This window comes from Rhodococcus sp. 3258 (genome assembly GCF_031456475.1).
Lineage (GTDB): Bacteria > Actinomycetota > Actinomycetes > Mycobacteriales > Mycobacteriaceae > Rhodococcoides > Rhodococcoides fascians.
Genome location: NZ_JAVDUT010000008.1, coordinates 134,634 through 160,993 on the forward strand (window position 1 = coordinate 134,634; position 26,360 = coordinate 160,993).

General features: G+C 65.0%; 29 protein-coding genes. 18 read left to right on the plus strand and 11 right to left on the minus strand.

Features of this window, described 5'->3' with window-relative positions; genetic code table 11:
* Positions 1-11: 11 nt before the first annotated feature.
* From J2X62_RS21540 to J2X62_RS21550, 3 genes are read right to left on the minus strand one after another with little or no spacing between them, the layout of a single operon-like run.
* Entirely contained in the window at positions 12-1,979 is a 1,968-nt protein-coding gene (locus J2X62_RS21540; RefSeq protein ID WP_032365221.1) for an acyl-CoA dehydrogenase, read from the minus strand.
* A 43-nt stretch (positions 1,980-2,022) separates the two neighbouring features.
* Positions 2,023-2,229 (minus strand): hypothetical protein, encoded by a 207-nt coding sequence (locus J2X62_RS21545; protein ID WP_027498338.1) that lies wholly within the window; start codon positions 2,227-2,229, stop codon positions 2,023-2,025.
* 46 nt (positions 2,230-2,275) lie between these two features.
* Entirely contained in the window at positions 2,276-3,622 is a 1,347-nt protein-coding gene (locus tag J2X62_RS21550) for a serine hydrolase (protein ID WP_052073656.1), read from the minus strand.
* Positions 3,623-3,706: 84 nt separating this feature from the next.
* Here J2X62_RS21550 and J2X62_RS21555 point away from each other — a divergent pair, with 84 nt between their 5' ends.
* The 4 genes from J2X62_RS21555 to J2X62_RS21570 are packed head-to-tail and all read left to right on the plus strand — an operon-like array spanning position 3,707 to position 7,469.
* Positions 3,707-4,993, plus strand: a complete 1,287-nt coding sequence (locus tag J2X62_RS21555) for an adenosylmethionine--8-amino-7-oxononanoate transaminase (protein WP_370878746.1) — start codon at positions 3,707-3,709, stop codon at positions 4,991-4,993.
* Between the two features lie 39 nt (positions 4,994-5,032).
* Positions 5,033-6,166, plus strand: a complete 1,134-nt coding sequence (locus J2X62_RS21560; RefSeq protein ID WP_032365434.1) for an 8-amino-7-oxononanoate synthase — start codon at positions 5,033-5,035, stop codon at positions 6,164-6,166.
* Positions 6,163-6,852, plus strand: a complete 690-nt coding sequence (gene bioD, locus J2X62_RS21565) for a dethiobiotin synthase (RefSeq protein WP_032365222.1) — start codon at positions 6,163-6,165, stop codon at positions 6,850-6,852. The genes J2X62_RS21560 and bioD overlap by 4 nt, the downstream gene beginning before the upstream one ends.
* A gap of 53 nt (positions 6,853-6,905) precedes the next feature.
* Positions 6,906-7,469, plus strand: a complete 564-nt coding sequence (locus J2X62_RS21570) for a hypothetical protein (RefSeq protein WP_052073657.1) — start codon at positions 6,906-6,908, stop codon at positions 7,467-7,469.
* Here J2X62_RS21570 and J2X62_RS21575 read toward each other — a convergent pair.
* Positions 7,466-7,972, minus strand: coding sequence for a pyridoxamine 5'-phosphate oxidase family protein (locus J2X62_RS21575; protein WP_032365223.1), 507 nt, complete (start codon positions 7,970-7,972; stop codon positions 7,466-7,468). The two genes, J2X62_RS21570 and J2X62_RS21575, sit on opposite strands and share 4 nt — an antisense overlap.
* 117 nt (positions 7,973-8,089) lie before the next feature.
* Here J2X62_RS21575 and hemL point away from each other — a divergent pair, with 117 nt between their 5' ends.
* From hemL to J2X62_RS21610, 7 genes are all read left to right on the plus strand, one after another.
* A complete protein-coding gene (gene hemL / locus J2X62_RS21580) occupies positions 8,090-9,409 on the plus strand; it encodes a glutamate-1-semialdehyde 2,1-aminomutase (protein WP_032365224.1) in 1,320 nt (439 codons plus the stop codon).
* 51 nt (positions 9,410-9,460) lie between these two features.
* Positions 9,461-10,123 carry a histidine phosphatase family protein gene (locus tag J2X62_RS21585; RefSeq protein ID WP_027498332.1) on the plus strand — a complete coding sequence of 221 codons (663 nt, stop codon included), beginning with the start codon at positions 9,461-9,463 and terminating at the stop codon, positions 10,121-10,123.
* Positions 10,116-10,706, plus strand: a complete 591-nt coding sequence (locus tag J2X62_RS21590) for a TlpA disulfide reductase family protein (RefSeq protein WP_032365225.1) — start codon at positions 10,116-10,118, stop codon at positions 10,704-10,706. Before J2X62_RS21585 ends, J2X62_RS21590 begins: the two co-directional genes overlap by 8 nt.
* A gap of 5 nt (positions 10,707-10,711) precedes the next feature.
* A complete protein-coding gene (locus J2X62_RS21595) occupies positions 10,712-11,521 on the plus strand; it encodes a cytochrome c biogenesis CcdA family protein (protein WP_032365436.1) in 810 nt (269 codons plus the stop codon).
* A complete protein-coding gene (locus J2X62_RS21600; protein WP_310183260.1) occupies positions 11,518-13,137 on the plus strand; it encodes a cytochrome c biogenesis protein ResB in 1,620 nt (539 codons plus the stop codon). Before J2X62_RS21595 ends, J2X62_RS21600 begins: the two co-directional genes overlap by 4 nt.
* Before the next feature lie 3 nt (positions 13,138-13,140).
* Entirely contained in the window at positions 13,141-14,124 is a 984-nt protein-coding gene (gene ccsB, locus J2X62_RS21605) for a c-type cytochrome biogenesis protein CcsB (RefSeq protein ID WP_310183262.1), read from the plus strand.
* A 498-nt stretch (positions 14,125-14,622) separates the two neighbouring features.
* The gene (locus J2X62_RS21610; RefSeq protein ID WP_371832758.1) at positions 14,623-15,912 is read left to right on the plus strand and encodes an AAA family ATPase; all 1,290 of its coding nucleotides are present in this window, start codon (positions 14,623-14,625) and stop codon (positions 15,910-15,912) included.
* Positions 15,913-15,921: 9 nt separating this feature from the next.
* Here J2X62_RS21610 and J2X62_RS21615 read toward each other — a convergent pair whose 3' ends face one another.
* Both J2X62_RS21615 and J2X62_RS21620 read right to left on the minus strand, forming a co-directional pair.
* Entirely contained in the window at positions 15,922-16,119 is a 198-nt protein-coding gene (locus tag J2X62_RS21615; protein WP_027498326.1) for a membrane protein, read from the minus strand.
* Positions 16,120-16,254: 135 nt separating this feature from the next.
* On the minus strand, positions 16,255-16,470 hold the full coding sequence (locus J2X62_RS21620; protein ID WP_027498325.1) for a BldC family transcriptional regulator: 216 nt from the start codon (positions 16,468-16,470) through the stop codon (positions 16,255-16,257).
* A 199-nt stretch (positions 16,471-16,669) separates the two neighbouring features.
* Between J2X62_RS21620 and J2X62_RS21625 the strand changes: the two genes are divergently transcribed.
* Positions 16,670-17,023, plus strand: coding sequence for a DUF4229 domain-containing protein (locus J2X62_RS21625; RefSeq protein WP_027498324.1), 354 nt, complete (start codon positions 16,670-16,672; stop codon positions 17,021-17,023).
* Positions 17,020-18,102, plus strand: a complete 1,083-nt coding sequence (locus J2X62_RS21630; RefSeq protein WP_032390602.1) for a PLP-dependent cysteine synthase family protein — start codon at positions 17,020-17,022, stop codon at positions 18,100-18,102. Before J2X62_RS21625 ends, J2X62_RS21630 begins: the two co-directional genes overlap by 4 nt.
* Positions 18,103-18,108: 6 nt before the next feature.
* Here the strand turns inward: J2X62_RS21630 and J2X62_RS21635 are convergent, their stop codons facing one another.
* From J2X62_RS21635 to J2X62_RS21650, 4 genes are all read right to left on the minus strand, one after another.
* Positions 18,109-18,420, minus strand: a complete 312-nt coding sequence (locus J2X62_RS21635; RefSeq protein ID WP_032365437.1) for a hypothetical protein — start codon at positions 18,418-18,420, stop codon at positions 18,109-18,111.
* A 5-nt stretch (positions 18,421-18,425) separates the two neighbouring features.
* Positions 18,426-20,885: an aminopeptidase N gene (pepN, locus tag J2X62_RS21640; protein WP_032375568.1), complete on the minus strand. Its 2,460-nt coding sequence runs from the start codon at positions 20,883-20,885 to the stop codon at positions 18,426-18,428.
* Positions 20,886-20,910: 25 nt separating this feature from the next.
* Entirely contained in the window at positions 20,911-22,305 is a 1,395-nt protein-coding gene (locus J2X62_RS21645; RefSeq protein WP_057472747.1) for an HNH endonuclease signature motif containing protein, read from the minus strand.
* Between the two features lie 67 nt (positions 22,306-22,372).
* The gene (locus J2X62_RS21650) at positions 22,373-23,281 is read right to left on the minus strand and encodes an NAD(P)/FAD-dependent oxidoreductase (RefSeq protein WP_310183275.1); all 909 of its coding nucleotides are present in this window, start codon (positions 23,279-23,281) and stop codon (positions 22,373-22,375) included.
* 74 nt (positions 23,282-23,355) lie between these two features.
* Between J2X62_RS21650 and J2X62_RS21655 the strand changes: the two genes are divergently transcribed.
* The 5 genes from J2X62_RS21655 (at position 23,356) to J2X62_RS21675 (ending at position 25,467) form a co-directional block, all read left to right on the plus strand.
* Entirely contained in the window at positions 23,356-23,856 is a 501-nt protein-coding gene (locus J2X62_RS21655) for a MarR family transcriptional regulator (protein WP_310183277.1), read from the plus strand.
* A 65-nt stretch (positions 23,857-23,921) separates the two neighbouring features.
* Complete coding sequence (locus tag J2X62_RS21660; RefSeq protein WP_310183279.1) at positions 23,922-24,266, plus strand: hypothetical protein; 345 nt, start codon at positions 23,922-23,924, stop codon at positions 24,264-24,266.
* 61 nt (positions 24,267-24,327) lie between these two features.
* On the plus strand, positions 24,328-24,543 hold the full coding sequence (locus J2X62_RS21665; RefSeq protein WP_032365231.1) for a hypothetical protein: 216 nt from the start codon (positions 24,328-24,330) through the stop codon (positions 24,541-24,543).
* Positions 24,544-24,549: 6 nt separating this feature from the next.
* Positions 24,550-25,053 (plus strand): Clp protease N-terminal domain-containing protein, encoded by a 504-nt coding sequence (locus J2X62_RS21670; protein ID WP_310183282.1) that lies wholly within the window; start codon positions 24,550-24,552, stop codon positions 25,051-25,053.
* 33 nt (positions 25,054-25,086) lie between these two features.
* Positions 25,087-25,467: a phage holin family protein gene (locus tag J2X62_RS21675; RefSeq protein ID WP_209205261.1), complete on the plus strand. Its 381-nt coding sequence runs from the start codon at positions 25,087-25,089 to the stop codon at positions 25,465-25,467.
* Here J2X62_RS21675 and J2X62_RS21680 read toward each other — a convergent pair.
* Complete coding sequence (locus J2X62_RS21680; protein ID WP_027498317.1) at positions 25,464-26,333, minus strand: 1,4-dihydroxy-2-naphthoate polyprenyltransferase; 870 nt, start codon at positions 26,331-26,333, stop codon at positions 25,464-25,466. The two genes, J2X62_RS21675 and J2X62_RS21680, sit on opposite strands and share 4 nt — an antisense overlap.
* Between the last annotated feature and the right edge of the window lie 27 nt (positions 26,334-26,360).

Below are 26,360 nucleotides of genomic sequence, written 5' to 3' on the forward strand. Positions count from 1 at the left end.
CCGACTACGCGTCAGTGCGCGTGGCTGGGGTTTCCGGCCGGTTCTTCCTCGGTACCCGCTCCGGGCTCGCCGAGCATCGCGGCACCGACGAGAGCCTCGGGCACGCCGAAGCCGTCGACCAGCAACTCCGCATGCGGACGCAGGGTGCGGCACCGCTCGTTGATCGCGCGAGTCACTGCCTTGGAGCGCTCGGTGGACAGGTAGCGATGCTCGATGAACCAGGCCTTGTCGTCCTCGATCACCGACAGGGCGTAGAGATCGCAGACCTCCTCGAGCAGGTCCTTGGTGGTCTCGTCCTCACACGACTCGATACCGGCGATGAAGGCCTCGAAGATGATGCGGTCGATGTGGGCGCTCGCAGCGTGCAGAACGTGGTCCTGTACCGCGTTGAACGCGTCGAACGAACTGCTCTCCTTCGACTTCGACTGCAGACGGCGCGCGACCGTGGACAGCAGGTACTCCTCACGATCCTCGAACATCTTGACCTGGGTGCCGCGGTTGAACAGCGACCCCTCCTCTTCGTTGTCCTGACGCCGATCGAGAATGGTCTGCATGATCGCCTGCGCCGCAGTGCGTTTGACGACGCGATCGCCGACCATGTCGGCTGCGAACTTGACCCACTCGACCGGGCTCATCGACTTCACGTCGTCGGCGTACGCGGTGAGCAGTTCCTTGGCCACCAACTGCGTGAGCACGTGGTTGTCGCCCTCGAAGGTGGTGAACACATCGGTGTCGGCCTTGAGTGAGATCAGCCGGTTCTCGGCCAGGTAGCCAGCGCCGCCACATGCCTCGCGTGCTTCCTGGATCGCGGCAGTGGCGTGCCAGGTGTTGGCGGCTTTGAGGCCGGCGGCACGCGACTCGAGCTCGCGCTGCTCCTCGGCATCCGGGTTGTCCGCAGTCTGCAGCTCGTGCATCTTCGACACCAGCTCGTTCTGCGCGAACTGCAGTGCGTACGACTTGGCGATGAGCGGGAAGAGTCGACGCTGATGCACCAGGTAGTCCATGATCAGCACTTCCTGATCGGAACCGGGGGCAGCGAACTGCCTGCGCTGCAACGCATATCGCGTCGCGATGTCGAGGGCGACACGAGCTGCGGCCGCAGCGCTGCCACCGACTGTGACGCGCCCGCGGATCAACGTGCCGAGCATCGTGAAGAACCGCCTGGACGGATTCTCGATGGGGGAGGTGTACGTGCCGTCAGCAGAGACGTCGGCATACTTGTTGAGCAGGTTGTCCCGCGGAATGCGGACATGGTCGAACATCAGTCGGCCGTTGTCCACGCCGGGGAGTCCGCCCTTGTACTGACAATCCGAGGTCGTCACGCCGGGGAGGTCGTCGCCGTTCTCGTCCCGCAGCGGCACGAAGAAGCAGTGCACGCCGTGGCCCTCGGGCTCCTCGCCCGGCCCTGCGGTGATCAGCTGCGCGAAGACGGCAGCGACGGTCGCAGTCTCGGCGGCACCACCGATGTAGTCCTTGCGGGAGGACGGAGTGGGTGAGTTGATCACGAACTCGTCGGTCTTCGGGTCGTACGTCGCCGTCGTCTCGAGAGACTGCACGTCACTGCCGTGTCCGGTCTCCGTCATGGCGAAGCAGCCCAGCAACTCGAGGTTGATGATCTTCGGTACGTACGCCTCGTGGTGACGCTCGGTACCCAGGTTCTCGATGGCACCGCCGAACAGTCCCCACTGGACCCCGGCCTTGACCATCAACGACAGGTCGCTCATCGCGAGCATTTCGATCATCGTCACCGCGGCACCGACGTCTCCGGTACCGCCGTGTTCCTTCTTGAATCCGTTGTCGGCAGCCCCGGCCGCGGCGAGAAGCTTGAGCTGCTCGAGCGCCTTGGTGCGGGCGATGACGGTGTTCGGTGTGTAATGCGGGCGGAACTCGTCGCGCGCGAGTTGCTTGCGCGCCTCGTTCTTCACATCACGCCAGCGGCCGTCCAGAGTGTTCCGAAGGTGATCCGTTGTGGTTGCCATACTCGACGGTAACCTTTTGCCGCGGCCCGTGAGGCCCGGAACTTCAGACCGGCCAGACGAATTCTCGGAACACGGCCCGGAAGGTCCGCCAGAAGCCGGATCTGCCGTAGGGACCGTCGTGGAACAGCGACGCGCAGTTGTCCTCCATGGCCCTGGTCACCAGGGGACTGAAGTCGGTGAACTCGCAGACCAGGAACTCTTTGAAGCCCGTCGGCCACGCCTGCTGAGCCGGTTCGTGTTGTGCCTCCACGGGCACGAGTGTAATCCAGCGGTAACACCGGTGTTACAAATCCCACTCACTTCAACAAAGCGAAAGCTTCCTGCGCAACCAGGAACGCGTAGCTGGACGGGATCAGGTCGATGGCACCGTCCGCCCGGAACTGCTCGGTGACGATCCAGTCCTGGCCCGAGGCGTCGGTTGTCAAAAACGCCGCGGCGAGGTCGCCAGGAGCGTTTCCGCCTTTGAAGCCGGAGTACGGCCATCGAGCGGGATCGAGCTGCACACCCGGGGTGATGGCCAGGATCCGACGGTTCTCCTCCGCCGACGGGCCGGTTGCCAGGTACCCCATGGCCGCACACACGTCCTGCGCGTTCGCGAACCACTCCACGCCGTCGGCCGATGCCGGGTTGTCGAGAAAATTCTCGAAGTCGATGTCCAGCGGCCGGGAATCGGCTTGCTTCAGGAGCTGCTCGCGAGCGTCGGCGTCCGCGTCCGCCCATTCGGAACGAAGATTCGGATTCCCGAACCCGATGACGAAGAACTGTCGGGTGTCCATCATCGGCGTCATCGCCGCGGGATCGTGATGACCCATCGTGGCGAGCTGAGCCTCGACGCGGCCCCGACCGAGGCGTTCCATCAGCAGGTCCGTGGCGGTGTTGTCGGACAGCGAGATCATCTTCTCCGCGGCCTCGCGCACCGACACCGTCGTGCCGTCGCGGCGATTCTGCAGCTCACCCGATGGCGCACTCTTGTTTTCGTCGCGGATGGTGAGCTGGTCGTCCCATCGCACGCTGCCCGCCTCGATCTCGTCGGTCAGCGCCCCGAGAACGTACAGCTTGAACACCGATCCCAGCGGGAGCATCGCGTCGGCATTGACCGAGTACACCGACTCGCACTCACCGCCGTTCAGACGAGACGCGCTGTAGGAGTAATTCGGAGCCACCTTCGACAGGGCGGCATCGAGCTCGTCGAAGGACGAGATCTTCGGAGTTTCCGGACTGGCCAGAATGCCGTCGAGCGTGCCGTCGGCACCGAGGGAGGTGGTGATCGTGGCCGGAATGCCGGCGGTGGTGAAGCGAAGAACGGCGCTGTCCGGTCCGGCCTCGAAACCCGTCGCCACGTTCGGCGCACCGGCGCGCAACTGCTCGAGAGGGGTGACGAGCCCGCCCATCGGCTCGAGTGCTGCCGCCAGCTCCGGGCCGGTGACGGCGTCCACCGCCGCGGGATCCGGGGCGGCGTCGGCGTTGATCCACTGCAGAATTCGGTCGTTGACCGCGCCCAGCGGCGTCGAGGTGTCGATCGCGAACGCCGGTGCCGTGGTGGTCGTGGGCGTCGGCGTTTCGGACGGTCCCCCGCAGGCGGACAGCGTCAGAGTTACGGCCACGACCACCCCTGCCAGTCTCGTCACGGTGCGCGTCGTCATGTCGCAATGCTAAAGGATTCGGACATTTCGCCACCCGCCCAGTCTCGGTACGACCGGTCGGGTGCTGTGGCAGTGTGCTCTGGCGTGCTGACTTCAGACGACGTCCGTCGAATAGATTCCGAGCATCTCTGGCATCCCTACAGCGGGTTTCCGTCGACGACGACACCGTTGGTCGTCGACAGCGCGTCCGGGGTTCGACTGACGTTGGCCGACGGTCGCCAACTCGTCGACGGCATGAGTTCGTGGTGGGCGGCGGTGCACGGCTACCGGCATCCGGTGCTGGACGCGGCAGCGCGAGACCAGCTCGACCGCATGAGTCACGTGATGTTCGGAGGCCTCACACATGCGCCCGCGGCGCGATTGGCGGAGCTGCTGGTCTCGATCACGCCGGCCGGGCTGGACAAGGTTTTCCTCGCAGATTCCGGGTCCGTGTCCGTCGAAGTCGCGGTGAAGATTGCATTGCAGTACTGGCGTGGGCGGGGTGAGAGCGGGCGTACGAAGTTGCTGACGTGGCGGGGCGGCTATCACGGGGACACGTTCGCGCCGATGAGTGTCTGCGATCCGGACGGCGGGATGCACAGGTTGTGGACCGGTGTGCTGGCGCAGCAGGTGTTCGCGCCCGCGCCACCCGCCGCGTCCGATGCGGCGGGTATCGCCGCCTACGTCGCCGAGTTCGAGCAGGTGCTCGCGGCGCATGCGAACGATGTGGCCGCGATCATCGTCGAGCCGATCGTGCAGGGTGCCGGCGGAATGCGCTTCCACGACGCACGTCTGCTGGTCGAACTGCGCCAACTCGCGGACGAGTACGGCGTGCTGTTGATCTTCGACGAGATCGCCACCGGGTTCGGCCGCACCGGTGAGCTGTTCGCCGCCGATCACGCGGGCATCGCACCCGACATCATGTGTGTCGGCAAAGCGTTGACCGGCGGCTACATGACGCTGGCGGCGACGCTGTGCACCACCGAGGTGGCGGAGACGGTGTCGAACAGTGAGGCGGGCGGTCTGATGCACGGGCCCACGTTCATGGGCAATCCACTGGCCTGCGCGATCGCGGTGGCGTCGGTGGAGCTGCTGCTCTCGCGCGACTGGCGCGCCGAGGTCGCCGCCGTCGCAGACGTGCTGACCGAACGGCTCGAGCCGGCCCGGTCGCTCCCGGGCGTGGCCGACGTGCGCGTGCTCGGCGGAATCGGGGTGATCGAACTGACCGGCGCGGTCGACATGGCACGTGCGACGGCCGTCGCCGTGGACGCAGGTGTCTGGCTGCGGCCGTTCGGCAGGTTGGTCTATGCGATGCCGCCGTATGTCTGTACCGATGCCGATGTGGCAGCCATCGCCGATGCCATGGTGGCGGTGGCGCGCGACCATACTTGAACACCCATACTTGAACACTGTTCAAGTATGGTCGTGGACATGAGTGCACTCGATTGGCTCGACGCCGCCGCATACGACCGTCGCGCGGCCGGGCTCGAGCGCGTCGTCCACGCTCGCAGTCCCGAGGATTCGACACTCGACCTGGCGTCGAACGACTACCTCGGCCTGTCTCGTCATCCGCACGTCGTCGACGCGGCCTGCGCGGCCACGCGTCGGTGGGGCACCGGGTCCACCGGATCTCGATTGGTCACCGGCACGACCACCGCCCACGAACAGCTCGAGCAGGACCTTGCCGACTTCGTCGGTGCCGAGACCGGACTGGTCTTCTCGTCCGGCTACACCGCCAATCTCGGAGTCGTCACCGCGCTCGCCGACCGCGACTCCGTCGTGATCTCGGACGCCGCGTCGCACGCGTCGTTGATCGATGCCTGCCGTCTGTCTCGGGCGCGGGTGGCCGTGGCGCGGCATCGCGACGTCGAGCACGTCGAGCAGTTGCTCCGCGAACGAACGGAATCTCGCGCGCTCGTGGTGACCGACTCGATCTTCAGCGCCGACGGCGATCTCGCGCCGCTGCACGAGCTGTACGCGGCGTGCCGGAGATGGAACGCGGTGCTGATCGTCGACGAAGCCCACGGGCTGGGCGTCCGAGGTGACGGTGGGCGCGGTGCCGTCCACGACGCCGGTGTGGCGGGACTGCCGGACCTGGTGATCACCGCGACGCTGTCCAAGGCGCTCGGATCGCAGGGCGGGGTGGTGCTCGGGCCGGCTTCGGTACGGCACCAGGTACTGCACAGTGCGCGCAGCTTCGTCTTCGATACCGCGCTCGCCCCGGCCGCGGTCGGCGCGGCATCGGCAGCGCTGGCGGTGCTGCGCAGCGAACCCGATCGGGTCGCTGCGATCGGTCGGCGGGCAGGGCAATTGGCGGTGGCCGCCGGTGTATCGCCGACGGCGTCGGCGGTGGTTCCGGTAGTACTCGGCGACGCCGTGCGTGCCGTCCGCGCGGCCGGGGAGTGTCTGAACCTGGGCGTGCGCGTCGGGTGCTTTCGGCCGCCGTCGGTTCCCGCGAACGCATCTCGGCTGCGATTGACCGCCCGTGCCGACCTCAGCGACACCGATATCGACCGTGCCACGTCCGTTCTCTCGACGGTGTTGCGTGCGGCGGTGTCGGGATGACGGTTCTTCTCGTCACCGGAACGTCGACCGGCGTCGGCAAGACCGTGGTGACCGCGGCGCTCGCGGCCGCAACCCGGGCACATGGACGGACGGTGGCGGTGTGCAAACCGGCGCAGACCGGAGTCGGTGACGACGGCCTGGACGAGTCGGATATGGATGTGGTGGAACGTCTTTCGGGAGTCCGCGGAATCGAGCTGGCGCGGTACCCCGAGCCACTCGCGCCCGACGTCGCAGCACGCCGTTCGGGTCGGTCGATGCTCGAACTCGACCACGTCGTCGACGCGGTGCGAGGGCTCGACGAGGCCCACGATCTCGTCGTGGTCGAGGGTGCGGGCGGGGTAGCGGTGCGCCTGGGTGCCGGCGGGTTTACTGCACTCGATGTCGCCGGTGCCGTCGGCGCATCGGTCCTGATCGTGGCAGGGGCAGAGCTGGGGACGCTCAACCACAGCGCGCTGACCGTCGCCGCGGTGCGCGCAGCGGGTGTGACATGTGCGGGCCTGGTGATCGGATCGTGGCCGGCCGAACCCGATCTGGCGGCGCGGGTCAACGTGGAGGAGTTGCCGCTCGTGACGGGCGTCGAGCTGCTGGCATGTGTGCCGAACGGGGCCGCCGCGCTGGACGCACAGGACTTCGGTGCGCTCGCCTGGACGATGTTCGGCGAGTTTGCCGGCTCATTACTCGGGTAACCGGCTCGGAACGTCTGCCACTTCGGCAGTCGGAACAGATCGGGAGTTCCATCATGAGCACCGCAGTGTGGATCATCGTTGCAGTAGTAGTCGTAGTGTTGGTCGTTGCCGTCGCCCTGGTTGTGGCACGCAAGGGCAAAGAGCGAAAGAGGCTGGAAGCGAACCACCTTCGCGAGAAGGCGGCCGATCAAGCGACCGTCGTCGAGGAGCGTGAACTGCAGGCCCGCGAGAGCGAGGCCAAGGCACGCCGCGCCCAGGCGGAGGCGGACGTCAAAGCTGCCGAGGCGGAGAAACTTGCTCAGCAGGCCCAGTCTCACCAGGGAGTCGCGGCGGCATCACGCGACGAAGTGAACTCACAGTTCGAGCGCGCGAACCACATCGATCCGGATGTGAAGGGCGACCGCAAGGTGACCGGTGACCACAACGTCGGCCGCGACGCGGGCGCGGATCGGGACTTCGGTGCGCAGCACAACGCGACTGTCGATCGGAACGCGAGTGCCGATCGGAATGCGACTGTCGATCGGAACGCGAGTGCCGACCGGTCCGAGGCAGGACAGCATGACGTGACCGGTAATCCGGACCTGCCCCCGACGGCGGCCCGGCACGAGCGCAACTAGCTCGTCGAGGTATTGGGCAGTTCGAGTTCGACCACGTCGTTCTCGCCCAGGTTCGGACGCTCGTGGGTGACCTTCGCCTTGGCGTAGGCCAGCAGGGTCGACACCTTCGAGCCCGGGGTGGACCAGTACTCGGCACCTTCGGCGGCCACGTGGATCAGAGCGACCTCACGCGAATCGGGGTTCTTCTCGAACCACGCGGCCGCCCGAGAATTCCATAGCTCCTCCGCCTTGGCCTTGTTCTCGACGACCGCAGCAGTACCGGACAGTGACACCCAGCCCTGACCGGATTGGAACGAGACGTTGACCGTCGGGTCGGCGGCGATGTCGCGTACCTTTCTGGAGTCCTGCGCTGCGAAAAACCACAGGTCCCCGTCGAACTCCGCTTCCTGCAATGCCATCGGACGCGAGATGAGGTGGCCGTCCCGGCCCACGGTGGTGAACATGCACAGTCCGGCTTCGGACATCAATTCGGCGACCTTGGTGACGCCATCGGTGTTTGTCATCGAAAGTAAATACCCGGGGCGGGGGTCTTCAATCGCCGAAACCAGGCCGACTCCCCGTTTCGGTGATTATTACGCCCTGTAGTTGGTGATTTCACAGAACCTGGGACACTGGAAGTCGTGACTGTTCCTGACGGCAACGACGCCCCCGTATCGGCCCAACTCTTCGCCCGCGCGAGCACAGTGATTCCAGGTGGCGTCAACTCTCCGGTGCGTGCGTTCGCATCGGTCGGCGGCACTCCACGCTTCATCACGCAGGCCAGCGGATACACGATGACCGACGCGGACGGGAAGTCCTACGTCGACCTCATCTCGTCCTGGGGTCCGATGATCCACGGACACGCGCATCCGGCCATCGTCGAGGCAGTCCAGAAGGCGGCCGCAACCGGACTGTCGTTCGGCGCACCCACCGAGCGCGAAATCGAACTCGCCGAGGAAATCGTGCGCCGCGTCGGCCCCGTCGACCAGGTTCGCCTTGTGAATTCGGGCACAGAGGCCACGATGAGCGCGGTGCGTCTGGCGCGCGGCTTCACCGGCCGCACCAAGATCCTCAAATTCTCCGGCTGCTACCACGGCCACGTCGACGCCCTACTGGCCGACGCGGGCTCGGGACTGGCCACCTTCGGACTGCCGACGTCACCCGGAGTGACCGGCGCTCAGGCGTCGGACACCATCGTCGTTCCCTACAACGACCTCGACGCCGTCACCGCCGCGTTCGACGCCAATCCCGGCGAGATCGCGTGCATCATCACCGAGGCCGCCGCGGGCAACATGGGCGCGATCCCGCCGGTCACCGGCTTCAACGAGGGACTACGCCGACTCGCGACCGAGCGCGGCGCATTGCTGATCATGGACGAGGTGATGACCGGATTCCGTGTCAGCGCCGCAGGCTGGTACGGCATCGACGGTGTCGCCGGCGACCTCTACACCTTCGGCAAGGTCATGTCCGGCGGGCTACCGGCCGCAGCATTCGGTGGCCGCGCGGACGTCATGGCCTACCTCGCACCGGCCGGGCCGGTGTACCAGGCGGGCACCCTCAGCGGAAACCCCGTCGCCGTCGCAGCCGGCCTGACGAGCCTGCAACTGGCCGACGCCGCCGTCTACGAGAAGCTGCAGACCAACTCACAGCGACTCGGAACACTGCTCGGCGATGCTCTCACCGCCGAAGGCGTCCACCACCACGTGCAGTTCGCGGGCACTATGGTGAGTGTGTTCTTCGCCGATGGACCCGTCACCGACTACGCGCAGGCCAAGGCTGCCCAGACGTGGCGCTACCCGGCGTTCTTCCACGCGTTCCTCTCTCGCGGGGTGTACCCGCCGCCGAGCGCATTCGAGGCATGGTTCGTCTCGGCTGCTCTCGACGACCGAGCTTTCGAGATCATCGCCGACGCAGCCCCGGCTGCCGCGAAGGCTGCGGCAGCCGCTGTAGCACCACTGTGACGTCCACTCAGAAGTGATCACCACCCGACTAGCGAGAAACAGGACCCCGACGTGACCGAGGCCCCCGCAACACATCCGCACTCGACGACGCGCACCATCGTGCACGTCCTCCGGCACGGCGAGGTGCACAACCCCAAGGGCATCCTCTACGGGCGGCTGCCCGGCTTCAAGCTGTCGGTCACCGGCCAGTCCCAGGCCAAGGCCGTCGCAGATGCGCTCGCCGGTCACGACATCACCCACGTCGTCGCGTCGCCGTTGCAACGCGCCCAGGAGACTGCCGCCCCGATCGCGGCAGCCCACGGCCTGACGGTGTCCGAGGACGAGAACCTCATCGAGGCGGGTAACGAGTTCGAGGGGCTGCGCGTTGCCGTCGGCGACGGAGCCCTGCGTAGGCCTCGGCACTGGTGGAAGCTGCGCGACCCGTTCACCCCGTCCTGGGGCGAGCCGTATCTGCAGATCGCGCACCGCATGCTCGCGGCCGTCAACGCGGCCAGAGTCGCAGCCGTCGGGCACGAGGCCGTCTGCGTGAGCCACCAACTCCCGGTCTGGACGCTGCGCCGGTTCCTCCAGGGCGACCGGCTCTGGCACGACCCGCGCAATCGCCAGTGTGGACTCGCGTCGCTGACGTCACTGGTCTACGAGGGCGATCAGCTCGTCGATCTCGTCTACTCCGAGCCAGCAGGAGCATCCGACCCGAGGATCACCGGTGCGTAGGTTACTGCTTGCGATTGCCGCTGTGGCCCTCGTCGCCGGCTGTTCGACCGGCACCGACGCGGTTGCTCAGGGCGGAACCTTCCAGTTCGTCTCGCCCGGCGGAAAGACCGAAATCTTCTACGATCCGCCGTCCGACCGCGGCGCACTCGGCGAACTCTCCGGGCCCGACCTGATGACCGAGGGCAAGACGACCTCGCTGTCGGACTACGAGGGTGACGTCGTCGTCCTCAACGTCTGGGGTCAGTGGTGCGGACCGTGCCGCGGGGAAGCGGACGACCTCGAGAAGGTCTACGAGGCCACCAAGGCCTCCGGCGTCGAATTCCTCGGTATCAACGTGCGCGACGAATCACAGACCGCAGCACAGGATTTCGTCGTCAGCAACAACGTCACGTACTCCTCGATCTACGACCCGCCGATGCGCACCCTGACCGCGCTCGGTGGCGTTCCGACCTCTGTCATTCCGACGACCATCGTGCTCGATCGACAGCACCGCGTGGCCGCAGTGTTCCTGCGTGAACTGCTCGTCGAGGACCTGCAGCCCGTCGTCGAGCGCGTGGCAGCCGAGGAGCCTGTGCAGCCGTGAGCGAGATGTACCTAGCCGGCGTCGGCGCGAGTTTCCAGGAAGCTGCGGCCTCCGGGCCGCTGATCCTGGCCCTCGGAGCCTGCGTCCTGGCCGGGCTCGTCTCCTTCGCGTCACCGTGCGTCGTACCGCTGGTTCCGGGATATCTGTCGTACCTCGCCGGGGTCGTCGGAGCCGACGCACCGGCGGTCAGCGCCGACGAAGCGGCCGTCAAGACGAAGGTGCGCAGCGGTCGGCTGCGCGTCGCGGGAGCCGCGGGGCTGTTCGTCCTCGGATTCACCGTGGTGTTCGTTCTCGCCACCGCGTCGGTGTTCGGCGCAATTTCGGTGCTGGCGATCAACCGCGAACTGCTCATGCGAATCGGCGGCGTCGTCACCATCGCCATGGGCCTGGTGTTCGTCGGACTGATTCCCGCGCTGCAGCGCGATGTGCGGTTCGAGCCGAAGCAGATCGGCTCCCTCGCCGGAGCGCCCTTGCTCGGGGGAGTGTTCGCACTCGGCTGGACCCCGTGCCTCGGGCCCACCCTCGCCGGCGTCATCTCGCTCGCCGCAGGCACCGACGGTGCCACGGCTGCCCGCGGAGTCACCCTCATCGTGGCGTACTGCCTCGGTCTTGGATTGCCGTTCGTGATCCTCGCGTTCGGATCGGTCAGCGCACTTCGAGGCGTCGGCTGGCTACGTACACACGCACGACAGATACAGGTGTTCGGCGGAATCATGTTGATAGCGGTAGGAATTGCACTGGTCACCGGTGCCTGGGATCAATTCGTCGGCTGGGTGCGCGACGCCTTCGTCTCCGATGTGGTGTTGCCGATATGACCGCCGAGACCGAGGAGCGGACAGAAGCGTCGCCGCCGCACAAGCAATCCGTACTCGGTAAGGCCGTGGCCGTGGTGCGCAACACCTGGCGCGGGCTCACCAGTATGCGGACCGCGCTGGTGCTGCTGTTCCTGCTGGCCTTCGCCGCCGTGCCCGGAGCCCTGGTACCGCAACGCAGCCTCAACGCGGGCAAGGTCGACCAATACATCGCCGACCGTCCGACACTCGGCCCCATCATGGACAAGCTCGAACTGTTCGACGTGTTCGGCAGCTTCTGGTTCACCGCGATCTACGCACTGCTGTTCGTCTCCCTGATCGGCTGCATCCTGCCGCGGTGCATCGAGCACGCAAAACAGTTGCGTACCAAGCCCGTTCGTGCGCCGCGGAACCTCTCGCGCTTGCCGCACCACACTCGGTACGACGTCGACGGCGCACCCGAGGAGATCGCAGCCCAGGTCCGTACTCAGCTGCGTGGGTGGCGCGTCGCGCAACGGTCCGAGGGCAGCGGGGCAGTGACGCTCTCGGCGGAGAAGGGCTACGTTCGCGAACTCGGCAACCTCGTGTTCCACCTCTCGCTCGTCGGACTGTTGGCCGCGATCGCCATGGGCAAGCTGCTCGGCTACGAGGGAAACCGCATCGTCATCGCCGACGACGGCCCCGGATTCTGTACCTCCACGCCTGCCAACTACGACTCTTTCCGGGCGGGCAACCTCGTCGACGGCACCGACCTCGAGCCGTTGTGCTTGCGCGTCAAGGATTTTCAGGCGGACTACCTCGACAACGGCCAGGCGGAAATGTTCACCTCGAACATCCAGTACCAGGCCGGCGAAGATCTGGCGAACAACGACTGGCAGGACGACCGACTGCAGGTCAACCATCCGCTGCGGGTCGCGGGCGACCGCGTCTACCTGCAGGGCCACGGCTACGCGCCCACGTTCACGGTGACGTTCCCGAACGGCGAGACCCGCACCGACACCATCCAATGGCAGCCGACGGACGCCACCACATTCCTCTCCAGCGGGGTACTGCGAGTCGACCCACCCGGTGGCCTCTACCCCGACGCGCTGGACCGGCGTAAGAACCAGATCGCCATCGAAGGACTGTTCGCCCCGACGGCGTCGTTCCACGGCAGTCTGCTGTCGTCGAGCTTCCCGGCGATGAACGACCCGGCCGTCGCCATCGACATCTACAAAGGCGACACCGGACTCGACACCGGACTCCCGCAGTCCATCTTCTCGCTCGATCAGGAAATGATCGCCCAGGGCAGGCTCGTCAAGCAGGACCGCGTCAACCTCATGCCCGGGGAATCGGCCACACTCAGCGACGGCACCGTCGTGAGATTCGACGGGGCGAAGGAATTCGTCAACCTGCAGGTCTCGCGCGACCCGGCTCAGACCTGGGTCCTGGTGTTCGCGCTGACGATGATGGGCGGACTACTGGTCTCACTGGTGATCAAACGTCGCAGAATCTGGGTCCGACTCACCGCCGACGACGACCCACGACGTACTGTAGTAGAACTCGGCGGACTTGCACGCACCGATCAGGCGGGGTGGGGCGAAGAGTTCGACCGCCTGTGCACCCGCCTGCTCGGCGACACCTCGAAACAGGAGAACTGACCGATGCCGATCAACGAGACACTCTCGCAGTACAGCGACTGGTCGTTCGAATCAGCCTTCACCATTTACGTGCTCGCATTCGTCCTGCTCATCGCTCAGTACGCCTCCGCCAAGGCGACGGCCGCTCAGGCCAAGGAACTCGTCGGTGCCGGAGCCCCCGTGACCGCGTCGTCGCAGGCTGCGTCCTCCGGCCCGGGACGCGTTATCGAAGCACCCAAGCGCCCGCTGTCCGAACGCCTCGCAGGTATGGGGTTCGCGCTGCTCGCACCGGCCCTCGTCCTACACATCGCCTCGGTCGTGCTCCGCGGATTCGCCACCCACCGATTCCCGCTGGGCAACATGTACGAGTTCGTCACCATGGCAACCGCTGCCGCAGCACTGACCTCCGTGGTGGTGCTGCGCAAGAAGGCGATGCGCCCGATGCTGGTGTTCGTCCTTGCACCCATCATCGTGCTGATGTTCTTCGCCGCCACCAAGCTCTACGCCGACGCCGCACCCGTCGTCCCGGCGCTGCGCTCCTACTGGCTGCCCATCCACGTCACCATCGTCAGCGTCGGCAGCGGCATCCTGCTGGTCTCCGGTGTCGCGAGCCTGCTGTTCCTGCTGCGCATCAAACAGCCCCTCGGCGAGGAGAGCGTGGGATTCTGGGGCCGCTTCGCCTCCAAGCTCCCTGACGCCCAAGCCCTCGACCGACTCGCCTACAAGACGACCATCGTCGCCTTCCCGCTGTTCGGAGCCGGCGTCATCCTCGGCGCGATCTGGGCCGAGGCCGCCTGGGGACGTTTCTGGGGCTGGGACCCCAAAGAAACGATGTCCTTCATCACGTGGATCATCTACGCCGCTTACTTGCACGCCCGCGCCACCTCCGGCTGGCGAAACACCCGCGCCGCGTGGATCAACGTCGGTGGATTCACTGCCATGCTGTTCAACCTCTTCATCATCAACATGGTCGTCTCCGGTCTGCACAGCTACGCAGGACTGAACTGACCGCTGCGCGTTCCACACGCTCCGCTGCCGACGTGCAGCTGGTAGCGTCCGATCCGGCTCGATGGGGGAGACATCCGAGCCGGCACTCGACGCGGGACGCACACTGGGGGGGAATCGGTCATGGCCGATCGGCACGGAAACAATTGGCAACCCGTCCGACCGATGGACGACGACGAACCCCCGAACACGCCGGAGCCGGTGGTGACCGAGACCCCGGTTGTCGGGTCTGCCGGGGTTGGGGAAGTTTCGGGGGTTGCGGGGTCTGCCGAGCCTGCGGGGTCTTCTCGGGTTGTGGGGGAGTCTCGGGTTTCGGGGGAGCGTGAACCGTTCCGATCCACCCCCATCGCCATGCCGCCCGCGGATGCTCCGAGCCCGACTCCTGTTGTCGCGGCAATGTCGACTCCACCCGTCGAGGTGACGCCACCGACCGACGAGATGCCGACGATGCCCGAAGCATCGGGTCCACCGGTTGTGCCACCGGTTTCGTCCGACACTGCCATGCCCCTTGGTCCGCCGACTCGGCCCATGGGCGAGCCGCAGCCGCCTGGGCAACAGGGTCAGCACCCTGTCCAGCCGCAGAACGGGGTGGTGTTGCCCCAGAATGCTGTTGTGCCCCAGCAATATTGGCAGCCGAACAACGAGTGGGCAGCCCAGAATCAGTGGCAGTCCCAGAACGGCTGGCCGACGCATGGGCATGGGCAGGGAAATGGGCAGGGTCAGGGGTATGGGCAGTGGGCTCCGCAACCCGGTTCGTGGCCGCAACCGATGGTGCCCGGCCATGTTCCTGCTGTGGTTCCTGCCGTGGCTGTTGTCGTTCAGCCGGATCATCGACCACCGTCGCAGCCGATGTCGGCGGCCGACCTCGGCGATTCGTTGCTCATCAGGTCGGCAAGTGTCGCTCCGGTGGCCGGGTGGCGTCGTGCGCTGTATCTGATGTCCGGTGGTCGGATCGATGTGGGGAACAGTCCGGCGCAACAGCGACGCCTCGAATTGACCGCGCAGGTCGATCGACAATTGGTGGGGTGCTACCGCGTCGCGGTGCTCTCGCTGAAGGGTGGGGTCGGAAAGACGACGACAACGGCCACGTTGGGCTCGACGTTCGCAGACATCCGCGGTGACCGCGTGATTGCGATCGACGCGAACCCCGACCGCGGAACGCTGGGGCAGAAAGTACCGTCGGAAACGACGGCGACGGTCCGAAATCTGTTGCGAGACATGGATTCCTTGGAGCGCTACAGCGACGTTCGGGCCTACACCTCACAGAACGTCCATCGGCTGGAGGTGCTGGCCTCCGATTCGGACCCGGCGGCGTCCGAGGCATTCAGCGGTGACGACTACGACCGAACGGTGACACTGCTCGAGAAGTTCTACAGCATCGTCATCACCGACTGCGGCACCGGATTGATGCATTCGGCGATGGAAAGCATTCTCGAGGGCGCGGACACTCTGGTCGTCGTCAGCTCAGGGTCTGTGGACGGGGCGCGGAGCGCGTCGGCGACATTGGATTGGCTGGATGCTCATGGCTATCGAGAACTGGTGGCCACGTCGGTGGCGGTGGTCAACGCGGTAAGACCGAGGGCGGGAAAAGTCGACTTGCAGAAGGTGGTCGAACATTTCGAGCAGCGATGCGCTCAGGTTCGGACGATTCCGTTCGACCCGCATCTGGAGGAGGGGGCTGAGATCGAACTGGGCAGGCTTCGTGGACGCACGCGAAAGGCACTCCTCGAAGTAGCTGCGGCGGTGGCAGCAGGCTTTCCGGCCTCGCCCACTACTTCTCGCCGCAGCTGACCGGAAACTTTATTCGCCGACTTCAGTGCCGGCGTCGGTCCCGTCCTTGCCTCCGCGACGAGCGTCCCGGTTGATTTTCCAGAGAAATTCCGGATCGTCATCGGGCCCGACAGTCCGCGGGGGTTCAGGTTGCGTGCTGGGTCCGAATGCCTTCCACAGCAGCACAATCACTGCCACCAAACCGATCAACGCCAATAGATAGATCACGACGCACCTCCTACTACGAGGGTAGCCGTCATGCAACGACCTCCGCACCCGTCGAGCGTCGAAGATTCCTGAGAATGTTCGATGAGTTCGTACGGGTGCGGAGGTCGTTGCCGAAACTGCGCCGAATGGCCTGTCTCAGTGCTGTACGCCGGCTTCGGTCGTCAGAGAAGTCAGCAGCTGCATGACCTCGGTTTCGCGGAAGCGACGGTGTCCGCCGGGAGTGCGGAGCGATCCAAGACGTCCGGCGTGCGCCCAGCGAGTCACGGTCTTGGGGTCGACGTGAAAAAGCGCTGCTACCTGACCCGGTGTGAGAAGTGAGTCCTGAGCTTTGTGGAACGTGGGTGCGCTCATCTGTCGTGTCCTCCTACGGTGCGGTTCTGTGCATTTGCGTCGAACCGGAGATATCGGTCTGCGGTGTTGTGAGCCCCATGGTTGCACTCGGACCCCTAGGTACTCGACTGATACAAGGTTGGTAAAGGGGAGGTAATGGACAAATCGGTCACGCCAGGGGTGGGTGGGAAGCCCTGGCGTGACCGGTAACCTTGAGCTCGTGAGCGATGCGACGAATGCCGACCGAAGCGACCCGACCAGCGGAAACCCCACGCCCGGCCGTTCTGCGAAGAAGTCCCTTGCCGTCAATCTCGCCGTGTACACGTTTGCGCGTCTGGCGCTCGTCATCGTCATCGCCGCGATCATCATCGGTGTCGGTTTACTCTTCGGCATCGAGGTTCCGATCCTCGTCGCCGCGATCTTCGGCGTCCTCATCTCGCTGCCGTTGTCCCTGCTTCTGTTCAAGCAGATGCGCATCCGCGTCAACGAGTCCATCGCTGCGGTCGACGAACACCGACGCACCGCTCGCGCGGACCTGCAGTCCAAGCTGCGCGGTGAAGACGGCCGCAAGTGACCGCATCGGTGGACCGCTCCGGATCGCGTGAGTGGGTCGACAACGCAGTCCGGTTGATCGAAGCCGATTCTCAGCGCAGTGCCGACACACACCTGCTGAGCTATCCACTGCCTGCCGCATGGGGAATCTCGCTGTACCTCAAGGACGAATCCACTCACATCACCGGCAGCCTCAAACACCGGCTGGCGCGATCGCTGTTTCTGTACGCGATCTGCAACGGCTGGGTCACCGCGCGAACCACGGTCGTCGAGGCGTCGTCCGGCTCCACGGCGGTCAGTGAGGCATATTTCGCCGGCCTGCTGGGATTGAAATTCGTCGCAGTCATGCCCAGAAGTACAAGTCCCGCCAAGATCGCCCTCATCGAATCGCACGGTGGGCGCTGCCACTTCGTCGACCACCCGGGTGAGATGTACACCGAGGCGCACCGGCTCGCAGCCGAGCCCGACTGCCACTATATGGACCAGTTCACCCACGCCGAACGGGCCACCGATTGGCGAGGAAACAACAACATCGCCGAGTCCATCTACGATCAGCTCCGGCTCGAGAAATGTCCCATCCCCGATTGGGTGGTCGTAGGCGCGGGAACAGGCGGAACGAGCGCCACCATCGGTCGCTACATCCGATACCGCAGACACGCAACGCGTTTGGCCGTCGTGGACCCAGAGAATTCGGCCTTCATCGGAGGCTACGAAACCGGTGACGCGAGTTTCGAGACCGGTAAGTCCTCACGTATCGAAGGCATCGGGCGACCGCGGGTGGAACCGTCCTTCGTCGGCCAAGTGATCGATCGAATGATCGCGGTGCCCGACGCTGCGTCGGTGGCGGCCGCGAGATTCACTTCGGCTGCGATCGGTAAACGAGTGGGAGGATCCACCGGCACCAACATCTGGGGTGCCTTCGGATTGATCTCCGAGATGATTGCCGCGGGGCGCACCGGCAGTGTGGTGACGTTGTTGTGCGACGGCGGAGACCGTTACTCGCAAACCTATTTCGACGACACCTGGGTCGCGGGCCAGGGGATGGATCTCGACGAACCGACCGCCGCGCTCGAGCAGTTCATCCGTACCGGGGTGTTCTGAGCAGATCTACCAGGTCACGACCATCGACGTCACCGCAGTGACAGCGGCGACCGTCCCGACGGCCGGCCACGCACCGATCTTCTTCGCGAGCGGATGCGACGCACCGAACGCCACGAGGTACGTCCCGATCAGTGCGCCGGCACGAGCCGAGCCCGAGGATTTCTGCCATTGCGTGGTGCAGGCGACGCCGACTGCAGCGAGCACTGCTCCGCCGAGTTGGCGATTGTGCGACCGGCGAGCAACAGCGAAGCCGCCGAGCAAGCCGCCTGCGGCGAGAGCGGACGTGGCGAACGAACGTCGAGCATCATGGTCGGACATGATCGTCACCCTAGCCGAGCCTGCACGCGCAAACTCCGGGCCAGGTGATCTCTCTGCTCGATCACCAAGCGCCGCAACGCAGCCGGTGCCCACTCGTGCTCGGCGAGCCACACGTCTGCACTGTCGGTCGACGATTGCTGAGGAAAGAGGCGAACAACTATCCTCCGTGCGATCTCGATGCTGCGTGAGGTCCACAACGAGGAGATGGACTCGAAATACCGGCCCTCGTACGGTTGAGTGAGGTCCGGTCGGTGACCCGCCCCGAACCCGGTGATGTAGGCGTCGAGAACATCGTTGGACACGTCGTCGCGCTCGGTGATGGAAGTCCACGCGCTCGCTTTGACTGTGGCGTCAGGGATCGCCGTCGCCGCCGCTGTGTGGGCAGTGCGCCCCGAAAGTGTGTCGTCCGAACCGAGTTCGGCATCCAGCTCTGCGATAGTTGCGTGTCCGGTGGCGGCGAGTGCCAGCCAGAATGCCCAGCGCTGATCGGGGTCCAGCCTCAGCCCGGCAATGGTCGCGGTGCCATCGAGCAGGGAGCGTAGATCGTCGGCCAGGAAGTCGTCGAGTTGCGCAGCCGATGCGACCGCCCGCGCCCACACCAACTGCGCGTCGCTTCCGGGTTCGCTCGACTGCAGCTGCCGCCACGACGCTTCGAGCCAATGCCGGGTGGGCTCGTCCCGTCGGTCTTCGGGGAGGTAGTGCGCGAGTGTGTACGCGACGTTGGCCGTGACTGCGGAGAGCAACCCGATCTTGGGTTCGGTTGGCGCGAATCTGGTTGCGATGTCCAGGTATTCGATCGCAGAGAGCTCGGCGTCCCGGGTGGAGTTCCACAGTGCCGACCACACCAGCCCTCGTGCAAGGGGATCGACGATGCGATCGAGTGAGGTCCGCACGGTGGCGGTGGAGCGCTCGTCGAATCGGATCTTGGCGTAGGTCAGATCGTCGTCGTTGAGCAGAACCAGTGCAGAATCGGGGAAGTCGACGGGCGTTCGCGAGTCGGTGATGTCGAGTTCGTAGCGGTGGGTCCTCGTGAGATTTCCGGCCTCGTTCGGATCGTAGAGCCCGACCGCGATGCGGTGCGGACGCGGATCCGACTGCTCGACGGCGTCGCCGGTATAAGTCAGTGTGGACACGCCGGTGGTCTGCAGCCACGCGCCCGCCCAGGTCTCGAGGTCTCGCCCGCTGGCGGTGGACATCTCGCTCAAGAGATCCGTCAGGGTCGTATTACCGAAGGCATGCGTACGAAAGTAGTTGCGGGACGCTGCGAAAAAGGCGTCGGCACCGACGAACGCCCCCAACTGCTTGAGCACGCTCGCGCCCTTCGCGTAGGTGATGCCGTCGAAGTTGAGCTTGGCTGCCTCGAGATCGGTGATGTCGGCGACGATCGGGTGAGTGGTGGGAAGCTGATCCTGCAAATAGGCCCACGCCTTTCGGCGGTTCGCGAAACTGACCCAGGCATCGGTGAATCGGGTGGCTTCGGCCGACGCGTACGCACCCATGTAGTCGGCGAACGACTCCTTGAGCCACAGATCGTCCCACCATTGCATCGTGACGAGGTCGCCGAACCACATGTGCGCCATCTCGTGCAGAATCGTGTTCGCCCGAGCCTCGTACTGGGCTTCGGTTGCCGCCGAACGGAATACGTACGATTCGGTGAACGTGACGAGCCCGGGGTTCTCCATCGCACCGAGGTTGTATTCGGGGACGAAAATCTGGTCGTACTTACCGAACGGGTACGGATAGTCGAACTTGTCGTGGAAGAAGTCGAGGCCACGCTCGGTGATGTCGAAGATGTCCTCGGCGTCGAAATACTCGGCGAGGGATGCGCGGCAGTACGCGCCGAGCGGGACAGTCAGATCGCCTCGAGTCCAGGACGATTCGACGCCGTGGTACGGCCCGGCCGCAACCGCGGTGATGTACGTCGATATGGGCAGCGTCGGGGCGAACGTGGTGACTGTGCCGTCGGTGACTCCCGCGCGGTTGGACAGGACCGTCCATGCCGGGGGTGCTGTGACCCTCAGCGTGAACGAGGCCTTCAGATCGGGTTGCTCGAAATTCGCGAACACCCGTCGAGCATCGGCAGGTTCGTACTGGGTGTACAGGTAGACGTTGTCGTCGACGGGGTCGACGAAGCGGTGGAGTCCTTCACCCGACCTGCTGTACCGCCCGCGTGCACGTATCCGAACGACGTTGTGGTCGGCGAGTCCGACCAGTTGAATGCGAGCTCCGTCGTAATCGACCTGCGCATCGGTGCCGTTGACGGTGACCTCGTCCACGGACGCACCGATGAAATCGACCCATGTCGCCGCCGTCGTCGCATCGAATTCGATGGTCGTCACCGACTCGAAGGTGTCGACGTCCGTGTCCTCGGCGCGCAGGAGGTTCAGATCGACGAGATACTTCACCCCGTCTATGTGGCGCGATCGCCTGCGAGTTTCGGTTCGGGTCAGATTCGCGGTGCTCACCGAACCAACCCTAGGTGATTGTTTTTCACAGGGCGGGTGGGGTGAAGTAGTGACGTCCGAGTGGATCGACGATATGTAGCACTCCATCCGGAAGCAGTTCGGTGCGCCAAAGTTTGCGCGTTTTGAGGTTGTGGTGGAGCCGACAGCGCGGACCGATGTTCGTGAGGATGGTCCAGCCGCCCTTCTCGGGGCGGTGTCGGTCGAATTCGACGATGTGGTCGAGGTCGCATCGTTCCGAGGGCACGTTGCAGCCAGGATGCAGGCAGTACGGGTTCTCGGCTCGAACCTTCGCCGCGAGAGCTCGACTGGGCGTATAGCTCAGCGCGCCTGGCGGCGGGAGTTTCATGCCCCCATGGCCGTCGGGGTACAAGGCGTGGATCCCGATGGGGTCGTCCCCGACGGTGGCACGCCACCGTTCGATCAGCGTTCCCCCACCCGGCCGCGATCGGGTAGCTCTGGTATTCACAGAGCCGGGCGTGGGAAGCCTGGGTGGCGGTGCGTCCGGTGGGATCGTGTTCGGTGATTGGCTCGTCGGCGGCTCGTCCCCCGGTGCAGCGGAAGTGGAACTGCCGCTGCGTGTTCCGTCGGTTGCGGCGCAGTCGGTGTCCGATGGTTCGTTGTCCGCTGTGTCCGGATCATCGTGCTCGGGGGCCCTGTCGCCGTCGCGCGGCGTCAGGCATGTCGCGCACTCGCACAGCAGTGTCTCCCCGCGCATCAAGGCGGTCTGAGCGTCGGCCCGTCGTTGGTCGTCCGACCGCGGATCCTCCGGGTGCAGGCGTATGACCTCGGCGTCGATCCGCGCAAGTTGTTCGTCGGCTTCGCCGTCGGTCATCAGTGTGGTCAGGCTCGACAGTCCTCGTGCCCGGCGACGAAGGCGGATTCGCTTCTCGGTGCGTGCGGCACGCTTGCGTACCGCACGGTCCCAGTCGGCGTCGGCCTCGATGAGCAGTCGATCGATTTCGCGGCCCAGAGCTCCCGGTGCCATCTCCCGGGCGGCCTTGAGAATCTCGGTCTCCAGGGCAACGGCCGTCTCCGGACGGGCATGAAGTAGATGATCGTGGATCGTTCTGACTCGCTCCAGATCGAGGGCACCGTCGATGAAGCCCTGACGCACGAGAGGGCGCAGTTGACGCCACATCTGCACCTTGTTGTTGATGGCGGCAAACGTGGACGACAGAGCCGCCGCCAGTTCACAGACTGCCGAGTTGAACAGATCTTTCTCGGTGACCCCGGTGTCCCACGGTGACGCGCCGGCCGTTCGGCTGCGGACATACTCGTCCAGCAGAGCAAGTTCCGAAGCGACGGCAGCGTTGATCGTCCGTCGCGCTCCCAGAACGTCGGCGAGCGGAGAATGGTCCCCCGTCACCCACGCCGCTTTCCGTAGCCCCATGTCACCCCCCAGCGACTGAAGATCGAACACGTATTCGATCCACTGCGGCAAGTGTAGAACAGGGCACCGACACATTCTTCGGCGCTGGCAGGAGGCGTCAGACCGCGCTGACGGCTCGGGTCACATCGAGTTCGAGTAGGTAGTGATTGATGGCGATTGCAGCCTTCGATCCTGCTGCCGCCGAATTGATGAGCTGGGCGGGCGAATCCGAGACGTTCCCCGCAGCCCACAGGCCGTCGACGCTGGTGAGCCCGGTCGGGTCCGTGGCGATCCATCCGTTTTCGAGACGCGTGCACCCCATCGGCATCAGGAGAATGTCGTTCGGAACGAACGTCGGGCCGACGAACACGACTGTTCGAGGATGGACCATCCCGTCGGACAGCTGGATGCCTGTGACGCGACCGTCCTGCACAACGATTCGGGCAACCGGTACGTCGACGATTCGGACCGATCGGGCGTCGAGTCGGAGACGTTCGTCGTCACTCAGTTCGATGCCGTTGGTGAAGAAGACGACGTCGTCCGACCATTGGCGGATCAGCGACGCCTGGTGAATCGTGAACGGTCGGTTGGAGCCGCCGACGACGGCAATGGGCTGGTCCCGGACCTCGTAGCCGTGACAGTACGGGCAGTGCAATACCCCCGAACCCCACTGCTCTCGTACTCCGGGGATGTCGGGTAGCTCGTCCCGCAGCCCGGTCGCTGCCAGGACCGAGCGCGAACCGAGGACTGTGTCATCGTCGAGGTGGAGCTCGAAGCCATCCTCGATTCGAGTTACGTTGCCAAGCAGAAACTCTCCGCCGTAGCGCAGGACTTCGCGACGTCCAGCCCGACGCAATTCTTCTGGTGCGGAACCATCGCGCGAGAGGAAGTTGTGAACATGTTCGGCACGCGCGTTGCGCGGCTCTTCGGCGTCGACGACGATCACCTTTCGGCGGGCGCGGGCCAGAAGTGTCGCGGCACTGAGTCCGGCGGGGCCGCCACCGATTACCACGGTGTCGTACGTCAAGATGCCTCCTCGGTGGTGGGATATGTTGTGAACGTAGCAGAACTGTCAACTAGTTAACAATATTGGTGGTGCCGATGACCGATGCCTCGCTTCGTGAGCTGACCTGTGCACGGTGGGCCGAGCTCAATCCGGAGCTGGACACCTCGCCGATGCAGGTAGTGGCCGAGATCAAGCGAATCGTCGCGCTGCTCGACGTGGCCGTCGAACCGATATACGCCGCGGCCGATGTATCCGTCGCCGAGGTGGAATTGATGGTGCCCCTGCGGTACGCGATCGAACCTGTGACGGCAGCGCGGTTGGCGGAGCTGCTCGGCATGACCCGCGCAGGTGTGAGCAAGACGCTCGGAAAGCTCGAACGTCGCGGCTTTCTGCAGCGAGTGCCCAGCGCCGAAGATCGACGGTCTGCGTCGATCACCCTGACCGATCAGGGGAGGCGCATCGTGGATGATGTATTTCCCCGAGAGCTCGAAGCGCACGGGCGATTGTTCGATGCGTTGGGTGCACGTCGAACCCGTGTTCTCGAGGCCCTGACCACGCTCGCCGAGTCGATGGAGTCCGGTCTGTCGTCGCAATGACGTTCCCGTCGGCCTGTGTCACGGCTACGCTCGCCGACACGTGCGGGGCGATTCCTTAGGCGGACATGATGAATACATTTCAGAAGTCGGCGGCAGTGTTCAACAAGGCCTTCATGGTCGTGATGAAGGCTCCGGTTCTCGACAGGGTGCTCGGACGTTCGATGGGCATTTTGACCTACACCGGCCGGAAGTCCGGCAAGAGGATCTCATTGCCGCTTGCGATCAGCCGGACGGGCGAGCACCTGAAGGTCAGGGTGGCGATGCCGGACAAGAAGAACTGGTGGCGAAATTTCGTGGACGGCGGCGGTCGTGCCGACGTCGACCTCGGCGGTGTCCAGTACTCCGGCCTTGCGACGGCGACCCGTGACGACCGTGGGCGGGTCTCTGTCGATATCGCCTTGGATCGCTGACCGGCTGAAGTGTGTCAACAAAGGTTGACAACCTCCTTTCTGTCAACCTAAATTGACATGCATGACAGAAGCCACTGCATTGGCCGCCGCGGCCGCCAGTTCCGATCCGGGGGAGGGGTTGCGTGCCGTAGCCGCACTTCGCCGTCTGCTCGAACGTCTGGAAGCCGTCCAGGTTCGCAACGCACGGAATCAGGGATGGGCGTGGCAGGCAATAGCGGATTCGCTGGGTGTCAGCAGGCAGGCCGTTCACAAGAAGCACGGCGGAAAGGGAAGGTAGACAATCATGTTCGAGCGATTCACCACACAGGCCAGGGCGGTCGTCGTCAGTGCCCGGCTGCACGCCCGGGTGTTGCACTCGGAGCGGATCGAACCCATCCATCTGTTCCTCGGTGCGCTCGACAAGGCCGACGAACCGCTCGGGTCTGCGCTGGCCGAGGCGGGGTTCACCCTCGACAACGCGCTCGAGGACGTGCTGTCGAGGGACGCCCGGGCCCTACGGTCCATCGGCATCGACCTTCACGAAGTGATCGACACCGTCGAGACTGCGGTGGGATTCGGCGACGTCGACCATTCGAACGATTCTCACCTGCCGTTCGCGCCGTCGGCCAAGGAGGCGCTGAAGCAGGCCTTGAAGGAGGCCGTCCGACTGCGGGACAGGGAGATCGGCGTCGAGCACATGCTTCTCGGTGTGATCGCAGGTGCCGATCCATCGTTCACCGAGCTCGTGAGTGTTCGCGGCAGCCTGGACGATCTGCGCGACGCCGTCCTGCTGGTTCGCACGTCATAGCTCCGTGCGGGCCCGAACTCTACGATGGGCGCCATGAACTTTTTGATTCGGCTCGTGATCAATGCCGTCGCCATCTGGGTTGCGAAGGAATTCGTGGACGGCATCACCGTGACCAGCTCGGGCCGCGGTGACGGGTGGGACATCGTGGTCCTGCTCGGTATTGCGGCCGTGTTGACGATCGTCAACGCGTTCATCAGGCCGATGGTGAAGCTGCTGTCACTGCCGCTGCTGATTCTCACCCTCGGGCTGTTCACTCTCGTGATCAACGCGTTGATGCTGATGTTGACGGGGTGGCTGTCGTCGCAGACCGGTTACGGCCTCGAGATCGTCGGTTTCGCTGCCGCGTTCTGGGGTGCGATCATCATCTCGATCGTGAACTTTCTGCTCGGCGCATTCGTGCCCGAGAGGCGTTAGGCGAACGCCAGCGCCACACCCGTGCCGGCACCCCAGACGAGCATTGCCAGTCCCGAATCACGCAATGCAGGAATCAACTCGAAGCCGTGAGCACCGCCGCGAACCGGCGAGTTGGCGCGCGCAGCGAGAGGTAGTGCGAGCAGGGCGACCAGGGCCCACGGGGTTCGGGCGGTCAGCGCGACGGTCATGGCGAACGGGACGACCAACAGTGCCAGGTGTAGATAGCGCGTGCGGGTATCGCCCAATCGCACTGCGAGCGTTCGTTTTCCGGACTCGGTATCGGTAGGGATGTCCCGGAGGTTGTTCGCGACGAGTACCGCACTGGAGAAGGATCCGACGGCTACCGCGGCCAATACCCCCGCCCAGTCGATCTGCTCGGCCTGTACGTACTGGGTGCCGAGCACGGCGACGAGTCCGAAGAACACGAATACGGCAATCTCGCCGAATCCGCTGTAGCCGTAGGGCTTCGAGCCACCGGTGTAGTACCAGGCACCGGCTATGCAGATCAGGCCGACGATCACCAACCACCAAGCGCTCGTGGCCGCCAGGACGAGACCTGCGACGGCACCGACCGCGAAGCAGCCGATGGCGGCCCGTTTGACGGCTCCTGCCGAGGCGGCCTTGGAGCCGACGAGTCGAAGTGGGCCGACTCGGTCGTCGTCCGTGCCGCGGATTCCGTCGGAGTAGTCGTTGGCGAAGTTGACGCCCACGATCAGCGCCAACGAGACGATCAGTGCCAGTAGAGCCTTCCACCACACGCCTGCGTCCAGGGACACGGCTGCACCGGTGCCGACGAGGACGGGGGCGATAGCGTTGGGGAGCGTCCGGGGTCGCGCCCCTTCGATCCATTGTGCTGTGGTGGCCATGAGCGACGATCTTTCCGTATCTGCCGG